The following is a 13,872-nucleotide window of genomic DNA, read 5'->3' on the forward strand; positions in this document are numbered from 1 at the left end:
AGCATTGCAAGGCAAACATCCAGGCCCGGTTTGTATGTGTGTCTCAGTTGAGCCACAATTTGAACTGTATAGAGACACAGTACAGGAGACTAATCGATGGCTGCAAATGCGCTTGTTCGTGCCCGTATCGACGAAACGCTGAAGAATCAGGCGGCAGATGTCCTGGCTGAAATGGGGTTAACCATTTCTGATTTGATACGGATTACACTGACTAAAGTTGCGCGTGAAAAGGCATTGCCTTTTGATTTGCGGATACCCAATGAGTTAACGTCCCGAACGATAGAAAATAGCGAAGCTGGCGTTGACATTCATAAAGCCAAAGATGCTGATGATTTGTTTGACCAGTTAGGGATCTGACTATGGGGCAAAGGGAAATTGAATATTCGGGACAGTTCCAGAAAGATGTAAAACGGGCACAAAAGCGTCATAAGGATGTCGGCAAACTTAAAACACTTATGACGCTTCTGATTCACCACCCTTTTCCCCTTCCTGCCATTTATAAAGATTACCCGTTACAAGGTTCATATAGCGGATACCGGGATGCCCATATTGGGCCTGACTGGATTCTTATTGATAAGATAACGGATGAATGCCTGCGATTTGAACGAACAGGAACGCATGCCGATTTATTTTAAAAGCGCCGTTTTTGCCCATATGTTAACCGGTGCTTTCAGGTTTTATGATTAAACAAATTTACACACCAGGACGTTGCCTGTTTTGCCTCAAACCCCGTACCCCATCATCTTCAGCAACTGCTGCGCGTGCTGTACCGCGTCCTGACGGTGCGCGACGCCGAGTTTCTGGTAGAGGTTGCGGATATGCGTCTTAATGGTGGTCGCGGCCACCGCCAGTTCGCCGGCAATCTGTTCGTTGCTGTAACCGGAATAGATAAGCCCTAACACCTGCCATTCACGCTGGGTGAGCGGGCTGGTGCGAATAAGCTCCGGGACATCCGGATGGTTAAGCAGGCGCTCGACGAAGCCTTCGTCAAAATGGGCGAATTTATGCCGGTGATGTTGGTTAATCTCTCGCAGGATGCGCTGCGCGCGATGCTGCTCCATCTCCGGCAGCGTATTGAGCTGGATAAGCTGACGCAATTGTTGCGCCATGGCTTCGCCTTCAATCACAAAATGGCTGATAAATCCGGTGCGGTTGGCGAGCTGTAAGGCATCAAGCAATACGCGCTGGGCGTCGTTTTTCCGCCCGGATTGCCAGTAAAGCTGATTGAGTAACAGCAGATTGCGGTTTAAATCGCTCATTAAGCGCAGGCTACGGGCATTCTCATTTAACTCTTCCAGCACGATTTCCGCAGGCTCGAATTCGCCCAGCAGGATCTGCGCGCGGGCGATATTCCGCCATTGCCCTTGCAGAAAATGGTTATTGGCAAACGCCGGTTTGGGCGTATGACGTAACCAGTTGGCGGCGGATTTTTTGTCGCCGGTTAACTGCCAGTAAATGACACGCACCTTATCGGCGTTAGAGATCCAGTCGCAGTGATAACGACCATTGCCTAATAAATTTTCCAGTCGGTTAAGCTGACTACGGGCATTATCCAGATCGCCGCGCGCCAGCGAGCACTGCACCAGTAGCGTCAGGCACTGCAACTGTTGTTGCGGCTGGAAGGTGGACAGCACAGCGATACCGCTGCGCGCCGAGGCCTCCGCTTCGTCAAGGCGCGCCCACGCCCACAGCAATTGCGCGCGGATACGTACCAGAAACTCATGCATCGGCAGTTGTTCCAGATGTTGCTCTTTGATCAACTGGAAGGCTCTCTCCTGCGTTTCCCATGCGGCCTGCAGGAATCCCTGGGCGAACTGAATTTCGCTTTGTTGAATTAAGCTCCACAGCGCGTAATGCCAGACGTCATGATGGCGCGCCATTTGTTCGGTTTGCTGCATCAGCGATAAAGACTGGCTGAGATCGCCTTTACAGTGCAGCACTTCGCCGTGAACGGAGGTCGCGACAATACGGCTATAAAACCAGGCGAGAGGAAGCTCATCCAGCGCCAGTTTCGCCAGCCGCTCTGCCTCTTCCGGATTGCCGTCGTTGATGGCGACCTGGGCGCGCAGCGCGTTAAATTCAGCATGTAGCGTGCCGTCCATGACCCCTTTGATCTCTTGCTCGGCGCGCGCCAGCAGCGTATTCACTTCGCTGTAGCGGTGTTGGCTTTGCATCAGCCAGGCCTGTAACAACACCAGCCGCGGATTTTCCAGCAGGCTTTCCCACGGCAGCGCTTTTAATGACTCTTCCAGCAGCGCCAGTTCACTGTGATTAAACAGCCCCCACGCATGGTTAAGCAGGATATCGCGCAGCATTTGCGCGTCACCCGCCGCCAGCGCATGATGAATAGCTTCGCTGGGAAAACCTTGTTCCATCCAGCTTTCCGCGGCCGCACGGTGGATCTCCGGCAGTTCCGCCGCCAGTTCCCACTGGCAACGCTGGCGCAGAAAGCTACCAAACAACGGGTGATAGCTGAACCATTCGCCCGTGTCGTCCATGCGTTGCAGGAATAACCCCTGGCGCTCAATCTCCTCCAGCCGCATCTGGCCGTTTTCTTCGCCGGTCACGCGCACGATCAACGCGTCATTCATTGAGCGTAAAATCGCGCTTTTAAGTAAAAAATGTCGGGTGCTGACATCCACGTTATCCAGTACTTCGTCCACCAGATAATCAGAAAGGTGGCTGGCATTAATCCCGGCAAGACGGCGGGCGGAGTGATGCGCAGAGGTATGGTTCTGGCGCGCGGAGAGGGCGATCAACTGTAGCGCAGTGGCCCAACCGGCCACATCGTCGCACATGCGGCTGCTCTCAGCGGCTTCAATGGGCGACGAAAGACGACGGTCAAAAAATTGCTTTGCTTCCTGATGGTTAAAAGCCAACTGCTGGCTGCCGATTTCCAACAGCTGATCGCGCACGCGCAGATTAGCGATGCCCAGTTGCGGCAAATTACGCGATAACACCACCAGGGTGAAATTTTCCGGCTGATGCCGTAAGAAAAAGCGCATCGCGTCGTGAATCACCGGATTGGTAATCAAATGGTAGTCGTCAATCACCAGATAAAGCGGGCGATGCCATTGCGCCAGTTCAATAAAGAGCTGTGCGAAGAGAGACGTCAGGCTGGCGTACTGACGTTTTTGCGCCATCGCTTCGCTGGTAGAGCAGTGTCCGCCGGTGGCCTGTTGGATAGCGGCAATTAAGTAACTGGCGAATCGCTCTTGCTGGTTATCGCCTTCGTCGAGAGAGTACCAGCCTAATTCATTTTTGCCCGCCGCCCACTGTGAGACAAGCGTGGTTTTCCCATAGCCAGCAGGGCTGGTTACCAGGGCGAGCCTGAAATTGTTCGCGCCGGAAAGTTTAGCCAACAGCCGCTCACGAACCACGGTATGGTCGAGACGAACCGGACGACTTAATTTAGACGGAATCAACATAGCAATCACTTCACTGTGGGAAATGGGGGGAACTGCGATTTTTTTTGCGCTTCGTAATTAATAGATATAAGGTCGGCCAGAAAGCATTTTAATGCAAGCTAAGCAGACTTTTTATGTGTCTGAATTTGCACTCTGTCACAATTCTAAATAACGGTATTAAAAAAGTATTCGGCGCGGTTGAAACGAGCGTCAGAGCTGGGCTGAGGTCATATTTCCGTTATTGTAAATAATGTCCTGGACATCATCCGGATTTAACACAATGGCGATACCAGGCGTTTAATTAATTATGTTTAGTGAGTGAATCTCCCGCCACTGAATATTTCAGGTAAGAAACTATTTCGGCGTTCATATAATCTTTCGAAAATACCCCTTCGCGATTTACTGTTATTTCTGTTTATTCATTTGATTATGCGTAACACTGGGTGTCGTTGACAGGAATCGGCGCGTTTATACAGGGGTAAGTGGCGGCGATCACACTTTTATGCTCATCCCCGCTCCTCCTCCCTCCCTAATCATTGCCGGGAGGAGGAAGGTCAACATCGAGCCTGGCAAACTAGCGATAACGTTGTTTTATTACCCGAGGACGGATTTCCTATGTCACAGCCAACCTTCAATAAAGATCAATTCCAGGCCGCCCTGACGCGTCAGTGGCAGCGTTTCGGTTTACTGTCGGCGTCCGACATGACGCCTCGTCAGTGGTGGCAGGCCGTTAGCGGCGCGCTGGCGGAATTACTGAGCGCGCAACCGGTAGCGCAGCCGACGAAAGGCCAGCGTCATGTGAACTACATTTCTATGGAATTTTTGATTGGCCGCCTGACGGGAAATAACCTGTTAAATCTGGGATGGTACCAGGACGTTAGCGATGTGCTGAAAGCGCACGATATTAATCTGACCGATCTGCTGGAAGAGGAAGTCGATCCGGCGCTCGGCAACGGTGGTCTGGGACGTCTGGCCGCCTGCTTCCTCGATTCGATGGCCACCGTCGGGCAGTCCGCTACGGGCTATGGTCTGAACTACCAGTATGGGCTGTTCCGTCAGTCATTTGTTGAGGGCAAGCAGATGGAAGCGCCGGATGACTGGCATCGCGGCAGCTATCCGTGGTTCCGCCACAACGAGGCGCTGGACGTCCAGGTTGGGATCGGCGGTAAAGTCACCAAAGAAGGGCGCTGGGAGCCAGGTTTTGTGATTACAGGCCAGGCCTGGGATCTGCCGGTGTTAGGCTATCGTAACGGCGTCGCGCAACCGCTGCGTTTGTGGCAGGCGACCCACGCGCATCCGTTTGATCTGACCAAATTCAACGACGGCGCTTTCCTGCGGGCGGAACAGCAGGGTATCGATGCGGAAAAACTGACGAAGGTGCTTTATCCCAACGATAACCACACGGCGGGCAAAAAACTGCGCCTGATGCAGCAATACTTCCAGTGCGCCTGCTCGGTAGCGGATATTCTGCGTCGCCATCATCTGGCCGGACGCAAACTGCATGAGCTGGCGGATTACGAGGTCATTCAGTTGAACGATACTCACCCGACCATCGCCATTCCGGAACTGCTGCGCGTGCTGATTGACGAGCACCAACTGAGCTGGGATGACGCCTGGGCTATCACCAGCAAAACCTTCGCCTACACCAACCACACCCTGATGCCAGAAGCGCTGGAGTGCTGGGATGAGAGGTTAATCAAAGCGCTGTTGCCGCGTCATATGCAGATTATCAAGCAGATTAACGATCGCTTTAAGACGCTGGTCGATAAGACCTGGCCTGGCGATAAGCAGGTATGGGCAAAACTGGCGGTGGTGCACGACCGTCAGGTACGCATGGCCAATATGTGCGTGGTCAGCGGCTTTGCGGTCAACGGTGTGGCGGCGCTGCACTCCGATCTGGTGGTGAAAGATCTGTTCCCGGAATATCACCAGCTTTGGCCGAACAAATTCCACAATGTCACCAACGGCATTACGCCGCGTCGCTGGATTAAACAGTGCAATCCGCAGCTTGCGGCGTTGCTGGATAAAGCGCTGAAAAAAGAGTGGGCTAACGATCTCGACCAGTTGATCAACCTCGAAAAATACGCTGACGACGCCACATTCCGTCAGCAGTATCGCGACATCAAACGGGCGAACAAAGAACGGCTGGTGAAATTTATCCGGGCCCGTACCGGGATTGAGATTTCAAGCAACGCGATTTTTGATATTCAGATCAAACGCCTGCACGAGTACAAGCGTCAGCATCTGAATCTGTTGCATATTCTGGCGCTGTACAAAGAGATCCGCGAAAACCCGCAGGCCGACCGCGTACCGCGCGTATTCCTGTTTGGCGCGAAGGCGGCGCCGGGCTATTACCTGGCGAAGAACATCATTTTTGCTATCAATAAGGTTGCGGAAGCCATTAATAACGACCCGGCGGTGGGTGATAAGCTGAAGGTGGTTTTCCTGCCGGATTACTGCGTCTCGGCGGCGGAAATGCTCATTCCGGCGGCGGATATTTCCGAGCAAATTTCTACCGCCGGGAAAGAGGCGTCCGGCACCGGCAACATGAAACTGGCGCTGAACGGGGCGTTGACTGTGGGAACGCTGGACGGCGCTAACGTTGAAATCGCTGAGAAGGTGGGTGAAGAGAATATCTTTATCTTTGGCCATACTGTGGAAGAGGTCAAGGCGCTCAAAGCCAAAGGCTACGATCCGGTGAAATGGCGTAAAAAAGACAAAGTGCTGGATGCGGTGCTAAAAGAGCTGGAAAGCGGTCAATACAGCGATGGCGATAAACATGCCTTTGACCAGATGCTGCATAGCCTCGGCAAACAGGGGGGCGATCCGTACCTGGTCATGGCGGACTTCGCCGCTTATGTCGAGGCGCAAAAGCAGGTGGATGCGCTGTATCGCGACCAGGAAGCGTGGACGCGCGCCGCGATCCTCAATACCGCGCGCTGCGGTATGTTCAGTTCCGATCGCTCTATTCGCGATTATCAGGCCCGTATCTGGCAGGCAAAACGCTAAGGGAGCGCGATGGAAAATAAACGTCTCGATAGTGCCGCGCTGGCGGCGGGGATCAGCCCCAGTTACATCAATGCTCATGGCAAACCGCAGTCTATTGGCGCTGAAACCAAGAGACGTTTGCTGGCGGCGATGCACGGCACGACAACAGGACCACAGGCGGTCGTGCCGAATGTGAAGGTTTATACCGCGGGTAAAAAAATGGCGTTGCCGGTTGAGGGGCGCGGTGAGTTTGCCTGGCTGCTGACTACGGAAGAGGGCGTGCATTACAAAGGGCGCGTGACGGGCGGTAAAAAACTTAACCTGCCGGCTACATTGCCGGAGGGCTACCACACCCTGACGTTGACTCAGGATGAACAGCGTACGCACTGCCGTATTATCGTTGCCCCGCCGCGATGCTATGAGCCGCAGGCGCTGCTGGAAGGGAAAAAACTGTGGGGGGCCTGCGTCCAGCTTTATACTCTGCGTTCAGAAAAAAACTGGGGTATTGGCGATTTCGGCGATTTGAAGTCGATGCTGGTCGATGTGGCGACACGCGGCGGCGCGTTTATCGGCCTGAATCCGATCCACGCGCTTTATCCGGCGAATCCGGAGAGCGCCAGTCCCTACAGCCCCTCGTCTCGTCGCTGGCTGAACGTGATATATATCGACGTCAACGCCGTCGAAGATTTCCGCCTGAGCGAAGAGGCGCAGGCATGGTGGCAAATGCCCGCCACACAGCAAAAGCTGCGACAAGCGCGCGATGCGCAATGGGTGGATTACGCTACCGTTACCGCGCTGAAAATCACGGCGCTGCGGATGGCGTGGACGCGGTTTGCCGCTCGCGACGATGCGCAAATGGCGGAGTTTCGTCACTTTATCGCCCGCGAAGGCGAGAGCCTTTACTGGCAGGCGGCATTCGACGCGCTGCATGCGTATCAGGTAAAAGAGGATGAGCAGCGCTGGGGCTGGCCAGCCTGGCCGGAGGCGTACCAGTCGATAGAGTCTCCCGCTGTCAAACAATTCTGTGAAGCGCACCGCGAAGAGGTGGAGTTTTACCTCTGGCTTCAGTGGCTGGCCTGGCGCCAATTCGCCGCCTGCTGGGATACCTGCCAGAGTTTTAAACTACCGATTGGTCTGTACCGCGATCTGGCGGTTGGCGTAGCGGAAGGCGGCGCGGAAACCTGGTGCGATCGGGAGCTGTACTGCCTGAAAGCATCTGTCGGCGCGCCGCCGGATATCCTCGGCCCGCTCGGTCAGAACTGGGGGCTGCCGCCAATGGACCCGCATATTATTGTCGCCCGGGCGTATGAGCCCTTTATCGACCTGCTGCGCGCCAATATGCAAAACTGTGGCGCGTTGCGCATTGACCATGTCATGTCGTTGCTGCGTCTGTGGTGGATACCGTATGGCGAAACCGCGGATCGCGGGGCATATGTTCAGTATCCGGTTGACGATCTGTTGGCTATTCTGGCGCTGGAGAGCCAACGTCACCGTTGTATGGTGATAGGCGAAGATCTGGGGACTGTGCCAGTTGAGATTGTCGGCAAGCTGCGCGATAGCGGGGTCTATTCTTATAAAGTGCTGTGGTTTGAAAATGACCTTGAGAAAAACTTCCGCGCGCCAGGCGCGTATCCGCAACAATCGATGGCTGTCGCCTCGACGCACGATCTCCCCACGCTGCGCGGCTATTGGGAATGCGGTGACCTGACGTTGGGTAAAGCTCTGGGGCTTTATCCGGATGAAGTGATTCTGCGCGGGCTGTATGAGGATCGCGAGCGGGCGAAACAGGGGCTATTGGACGCGCTGCATAAATATGGTTGTCTGCCAAAACGCGCCGGGCATAAGGCATCGTTAATGTCGATGACGCCAACGCTAAATCGCGGGCTTCAGCGCTACATCGCCGACAGTAACAGCGGTCTGTTGGGGCTTCAGCCGGAGGACTGGCTGGATATGGCCGATCCGGTTAACGTACCGGGCACCAGCGATCAGTATAAAAACTGGCGACGGAAGCTCACCGCCACGCTGGAGCAGATGTTTGCCGATGAGGGTGTAAACAAGCTGATTAAGGATTTGGATAAGCGCCGAAAAGCGGCCGCGAAGAAGAAGTAATAAAGCCGGGGATTTCCCCGGCTTTATGATGGTGAGAGCACGTAGGCCTGATAAGCGCAGCGCCATCAGGCAATCCTGGCGCACATTGCTGCCTTATCCGGCCTACAAGCCGCCTCGCTTAAACCACCATACCCAGTAGCAGACAGCCGATCAGGCCGCAGACGGAGATGATCGTTTCCAGCATCGACCAGGATTTAATGGTCTCGCCGATAGTCAAATTGAAATACTCTTTGAATAGCCAGAAGCCCGGGTCGTTGACGTGAGAGAAAATCACGCTCCCGGAACCGACTGCGATAACCATCAGTTCAGGGCTAACGCCGGTAGTGGCGATCAGCGGCGCCGCAATGCCGCCTGCGGTAATCGCCGCGACAGTCGCAGAGCCCAGCGCGATACGCAGCACCGCCGCGATAGACCACGCCATCAACAGCGGAGAGACATTGGTTTCATGCATCATTGAAGCGATGTATTTATCCACGCCGCTATCGACCAGCACCTGCTTGAACGCGCCGCCGCCGCCGATGATCAGCAGCATCATGGCGATAATTTTGATGGAAGAGACCAGCGTATCGTTAATCTGATCCATTGAACGCCCGCGGTTCAGGCCAAAGGTGAACATCGCAATCAGTACGGCAATTAACGTAGCCATTACCGGGTCGCCCAGGAACTCGGCAACGGGCAGGAAAGCGTGGCCTTTTGGCAGAATCATCTCGGCAACCGCACGCATCGCCATCAGAATCACCGGAACCAGCGACGTCCAGACGCTGACGCCAAAGCCCGGCATCTCTTCTTCCGTAAAAGTTTTCGCGCTGTACAGGCCTTCCGGGATCGGCTTATCGATACCTTTCAGGAAACGGGCGTAAACCGGTCCGGCAAGGATCACGGTCGGGATTGCCAGAATCGTACCAAACAGCAGCGTCTTACCCATATCGGCATGGAAAATCGTGGCGATCGCGGTTGGACCCGGGTGCGGCGGCAGGAAGCCGTGTGTGACGGAAAGCGCCGCGGCCATCGGCACGCCGACGTACAGTAACGGGATATTCGCTGCTGCGGCAATGGTGAATACCAGCGGCAGCATCAGAACGAAGCCCACTTCATAGAACAGAGCGAAGCCGACGGTAAAGCCGGTTAACACTACGGCCCACTGAATATGCTTTTTACCAAATTTCGCGATCAGGGTAGTGGCGATACGTTGAGCGCCGCCGCAGTCGGCAAGCATTTTGCCCAGCATGGCGCCGAACCCCATAATCAGGGCCAGACTGCCAAGCGTACCGCCGACACCGGCTTTGATGGAGCCGATGACTTTATCCAGCGGCATTCCCTGCATCAACCCGACAGCGAGCGCTACCAGGACAAGGGCGATAAACCCGTTCATTTTGAAGCGGATCATCAGAAGAAGTAACAAGATAACACCGATAGCAACGATGACTAATGGCATGATTTACCTGGCCTTTACTTTGTTATGGGTAACGTCATTGTTTCGACGACAAATTCCTGTTGTTCCCGACGGGAACAGAGTCGCAATAGCACCAATACTGATTACCGTTGAAACGAATGAGCGTAGTCAGATGTTATATGGATGTTAGGTGCCCATAAGAATGATACGGGTAACATATGGGTGTTGAAAATGACCCTGGCAGGCAAAATTTAAATTATGAGACACAGGTCATGTTATCGGCGAAAGAAGAAGGGCCATTGTTATGAGATGTGGTTGATAGCGCCGGATGGCGGCGTAGACGCCTTATTCGGCCTACGGTGGGGCAGACAAGGCCCGACAGGCGCAAGCGCCATCGGGCATGGATGCGGGGAAAATCTTAGTAGTATGAGTGCTCGCCGCGCTGGTGTTCGGTCAGATCGCGAACGCCTTTCAGTTCCGGGAATTCATTCAGCAACTGTTTCTCGATCCCTTCTTTCAGCGTGACGTCAACCATCGAGCAACCGTTACAACCGCCGCCAAACTGCAGAATTGCATAGCCTTCATCGGTAATTTCCATCAGCGAGACGCGACCGCCGTGGCCCGCCAACTGCGGGTTAATCTGCGATTGCAGAGCATATTCCACGCGCTCCATCAGCGGTGCGTCATCGGCCACTTTGCGCATCTTCGCGTTTGGCGCTTTCAATGTAAGTTGAGAACCTAGCTGGTCGGTCACGAAATCAATTTCCGCGTCTTCCAGATAGGGCGCGCTCAGCTCGTCGACATAAGCGGTCAACAGGTCAAATTTCAGTGCAGTATCGGTGGCTTCTACGGCGTCGGGCGGACAATAAGAAACGCCGCACTCTGCGTTAGGAGTGCCGGGATTAATGACAAATACGCGGATTTGCGTCCCTTCTTCCTGATTTGCCAGCAGTTTGGCAAAGTGCGCTTGTGCAGCATCGGAAATACGGATCATAGTAATGGCCTAATAGTTGACTATTTTAGTTGGTTATAATACGCCCATCATCGAGGCTCTACAAGGTTCGACACAGGCACCATACCTGGACAGTCGCTGCGCCGTTGCGCAAAAGCAGTTGCGCGATTTCCGCGACGGTACTTCCGGTAGTGACGACATCATCCACAATAACCATATGGAGACCCTGTACCGGCAATTCAAGGCGAAACGCGTTTTTCAAATTGCGCTTACGTAACCTGGCGCTGAGATGATGTTGTGTTGCGGTCGCCCGTACCCGCGTGATGGTCTGGCTGTCCCACGCGCAGCCCAGCCAGTGCGCTAACGGTTGGCATAACAGATCGCTTTGGTTAAACCCCCGCCGCCAGTGTCGGCGCGACCAGAGCGGAACGCTGACGATTCTGTCGGGAAGCTGCAAGCCAGTGCTGCGGCGCGCCATGAGGACTTCCTGCAACAGTAGACGCGCCAGTGCGGCGGCAATTTCGCTGCGGCGGGTAAATTTAAGCTGATGCACCAGTAAACTCAAGGGCGGTGTATAGTCACTGACGCTCACCAGACGCTGCCAGGGCGGAGGTTTTTGCAGGCAGCGACCACAGGGGAGCGAAGGATGCGCGGCAGGTAATCCGCATTGCGGACACAGGCTGACGCGCTGACGAACGGCGCGCGCGCATACGGAACAAATCCCCCAGTGGCTTAACGCCAGCGGCATTCGGCATAGCCAGCATAATCCCGGTACTGTTAGCATAGGTGCATCCTTGTTAGACAAAAGAGAACAGTAACTGATGAATGACATCTGGTGGCAGACCTACGGCGAGGGAAATTGTCATCTTGTGCTGCTGCACGGATGGGGATTGAACGCGGAGGTGTGGCATTGCATTCGCGAGGAACTCGGCTCGCATTTTACGCTGCATCTGGTCGACTTGCCGGGCTATGGTCGCAGCTCGGGGTTTGGCGCCATGACGCTTGAAGAGATGACGGCGCAGGTAGCGAAAAACGCGCCGGACCAGGCTATCTGGCTTGGCTGGAGCCTGGGTGGCCTGGTGGCGAGTCAGATGGCGCTCACCCACCCTGAACGCGTCCAGGCGCTGGTGACTGTCGCCTCTTCGCCATGCTTTAGCGCGCGTGAGGGGTGGCCGGGAATAAAACCAGAAATCCTCGGCGGATTCCAGCAGCAGCTTAGCGACGATTTTCAGCGCACGGTGGAGCGTTTTCTGGCGCTGCAAACGTTAGGGACGGAGACGGCGCGTCAGGATGCCCGCACCTTAAAAAGCGTGGTGCTGGCGCAGCCTATGCCGGATGTAGAGGTGCTCAATGGCGGACTGGAAATCTTAAAAACGGTCGATCTACGAGAAGCGCTTAAAAATGTGAACATGCCGTTTTTGCGTTTGTATGGTTATCTGGACGGTCTGGTGCCGCGTAAAATCGTGCCTTTGCTCGATACGTTATGGCCGCACAGTACATCACAGATAATGGCGAAGGCGGCCCATGCGCCGTTTATCTCGCATCCGGCGGCGTTTTGTCAGGCGCTGATGACGCTAAAATCATCGCTGTAACCAGGGCGTTGCCGGGCCCGGACCATTCTGCCAGATTAATGGCTTTCAGACGCCAGATCGGCAGGCGCCAGCCCGGTAACCCTAAGCACGGTATCGCGATCGAAACCATCGTTTAGCATGGAGCGGGCAATGCGCAATGCGGCGAGCCGTTGGCCTTCCTGCTTGCCTTGCTGTAACCCGTTACGATGTCCTTCCTGACGTAATCTGTCTGCGATAGTCATGATCTTCTCCTTATGCTGTGGGATACGCATAGCCACCTGGCGGATAAACGTATTGAAGCGCGCGGCGTCGCCAGTGTGCATCATGTAATTAAACAAACTTTGAAGCTGGGTGTCATTAGCGTATCCCTTAACCAGCAGGGCGACCAGCTGTTCGACAAGCCCCATCAGATCGCGCTGGCGGATGTGTTTTTGTATGAGTTCCAGCAGCGCGACCCGTCGGTGTCGCATAATCTCGTCGTCCGGCACGACCGTAATATCGACCAGAGGAAAGGCGGTGGCGTATAGCTTACGCGCCATCACCGGGTCGGCAAATTCATCCAGCCAGCATAATGAGAACGGATACGGGCTGCGGTTTCCGTGATAAAACAGCATTGGCACCACTAACGGCAACGTCTTATGCCCGGCTTCCAGGTGCCGTTGCATTGCAGCCATTGCGTAACGCATCAGCCGAAATGCCATATGCGCGTCCGGCGTACTCTGATGTTCAATAACCACGTAAATGTAACCTTCACCTTCACTTGTTTCCAGCGACCAAAGAATATCGGAATAATGGGGGCGTAAATCCTCTTCAATAAAGCTACCGGACTCCAGCCGTAACGTATTCAGATTACAGATTTGACGTAATGTCGTCGGGAGATGAATTTCCAAAAAATCCCGTGCAGTATCGGGGTGGCATAGAAACTGTTTGAATACCGCGTCATGCGGCGTGGATGTTGTTGAGGTCGCCATATCGATCCGTCATCGGTGAAGTTCAATGGCGTGACACTACGCGCAGACCGGGCTGATTGCAGTAGAGGATTAGCGCGCTTGCGAGGCGCGTGGGGAGATAAATGCGCACGGCGGTAACGCTTTCATCTTTGTGGAAGGCATGACGCAAAATTGCCCGGCAGCGTGACGCGTACCGGGCAACATAACGCGGGATAAAGGCCGGATAAGACGCGTTACGTCGCTACCCGGCGAAGGCTAACGCAAGGTCCACCATTCGCGCAGGCAGGCTTTACCTTCCGGACAACTTTTACAGCTGCCTGAAAGGCAGCCGTCCGGTTCTTCCGGGATACGTACCGCTTTACCCATGATCTCCAGTTGATTCAGCATGGCGTCGATCATGGGCTGCGGAGCGTGCAGCGTATGGCTGATTTGCGTTGCCTCCATACGCCCCCGCAGCGCCAGTAGATCGCGAACCTGTATCAATGAAGCCATTTTTTACATC

11 protein-coding genes are annotated in these 13,872 nt (G+C 54.6%); 5 read left to right on the top strand and 6 right to left on the bottom strand.

Features of this window, described 5'->3' with window-relative positions; all coding sequences use genetic code 11:
• Positions 1 to 96 precede the first annotated feature (96 nt).
• Positions 97 to 357, top strand: coding sequence for a type II toxin-antitoxin system RelB/DinJ family antitoxin (locus tag ABVN44_RS15965; protein ID WP_000729714.1), 261 nt, complete (start codon positions 97 to 99; stop codon positions 355 to 357).
• 2 nt (positions 358 to 359) lie between these two features.
• Positions 360 to 635, top strand: coding sequence for a type II toxin-antitoxin system YafQ family toxin (locus ABVN44_RS15970; RefSeq protein ID WP_023231798.1), 276 nt, complete (start codon positions 360 to 362; stop codon positions 633 to 635).
• 87 nt (positions 636 to 722) lie between these two features.
• Here the strand turns inward: ABVN44_RS15970 and malT are convergent, their stop codons facing one another.
• Positions 723 to 3,428: an HTH-type transcriptional regulator MalT gene (malT, locus tag ABVN44_RS15975; RefSeq protein WP_000907030.1), complete on the bottom strand. Its 2,706-nt coding sequence runs from the start codon at positions 3,426 to 3,428 to the stop codon at positions 723 to 725.
• Between the two features lie 594 nt (positions 3,429 to 4,022).
• Between malT and malP the strand changes: the two genes are divergently transcribed.
• Positions 4,023 to 6,416 carry a maltodextrin phosphorylase gene (gene malP, locus ABVN44_RS15980; RefSeq protein WP_023231797.1) on the top strand — a complete coding sequence of 798 codons (2,394 nt, stop codon included), beginning with the start codon at positions 4,023 to 4,025 and terminating at the stop codon, positions 6,414 to 6,416.
• 9 nt (positions 6,417 to 6,425) lie between these two features.
• Positions 6,426 to 8,504: a 4-alpha-glucanotransferase gene (gene malQ, locus ABVN44_RS15985; protein ID WP_023231796.1), complete on the top strand. Its 2,079-nt coding sequence runs from the start codon at positions 6,426 to 6,428 to the stop codon at positions 8,502 to 8,504.
• Positions 8,505 to 8,622: 118 nt separating this feature from the next.
• Here the strand turns inward: malQ and gntT are convergent, their stop codons facing one another.
• The 3 genes from gntT to gntX all read right to left on the bottom strand — a co-directional run bounded on the left by gntT (position 8,623) and on the right by gntX (position 11,633).
• Positions 8,623 to 9,939, bottom strand: a complete 1,317-nt coding sequence (gene gntT, locus ABVN44_RS15990) for a gluconate transporter (RefSeq protein ID WP_001131741.1) — start codon at positions 9,937 to 9,939, stop codon at positions 8,623 to 8,625.
• Positions 9,940 to 10,315: 376 nt separating this feature from the next.
• Positions 10,316 to 10,891 (bottom strand): Fe-S biogenesis protein NfuA, encoded by a 576-nt coding sequence (gene nfuA, locus ABVN44_RS15995; protein ID WP_000619387.1) that lies wholly within the window; start codon positions 10,889 to 10,891, stop codon positions 10,316 to 10,318.
• A 58-nt stretch (positions 10,892 to 10,949) separates the two neighbouring features.
• On the bottom strand, positions 10,950 to 11,633 hold the full coding sequence (gene gntX / locus ABVN44_RS16000) for a DNA utilization protein GntX (protein ID WP_000958732.1): 684 nt from the start codon (positions 11,631 to 11,633) through the stop codon (positions 10,950 to 10,952).
• A 37-nt stretch (positions 11,634 to 11,670) separates the two neighbouring features.
• On the opposite strand from gntX, the gene bioH reads away from it, so the two are divergent.
• Positions 11,671 to 12,441 (top strand): pimeloyl-ACP methyl ester esterase BioH, encoded by a 771-nt coding sequence (gene bioH / locus ABVN44_RS16005; protein WP_000998146.1) that lies wholly within the window; start codon positions 11,671 to 11,673, stop codon positions 12,439 to 12,441.
• Between the two features lie 35 nt (positions 12,442 to 12,476).
• Here the strand turns inward: bioH and ABVN44_RS16010 are convergent, their stop codons facing one another.
• Both ABVN44_RS16010 and feoC read right to left on the bottom strand, forming a co-directional pair.
• Positions 12,477 to 13,391, bottom strand: coding sequence for an Rpn family recombination-promoting nuclease/putative transposase (locus ABVN44_RS16010; RefSeq protein ID WP_000235955.1), 915 nt, complete (start codon positions 13,389 to 13,391; stop codon positions 12,477 to 12,479).
• 234 nt (positions 13,392 to 13,625) lie between these two features.
• Positions 13,626 to 13,862 (bottom strand): [Fe-S]-dependent transcriptional repressor FeoC, encoded by a 237-nt coding sequence (feoC, locus tag ABVN44_RS16015; protein ID WP_000157590.1) that lies wholly within the window; start codon positions 13,860 to 13,862, stop codon positions 13,626 to 13,628.
• Between the last annotated feature and the right edge of the window lie 10 nt (positions 13,863 to 13,872).

Source organism: Salmonella sp. SJTUF15570 (assembly GCF_043357055.1).
GTDB lineage: Bacteria > Pseudomonadota > Gammaproteobacteria > Enterobacterales > Enterobacteriaceae > Salmonella > Salmonella enterica.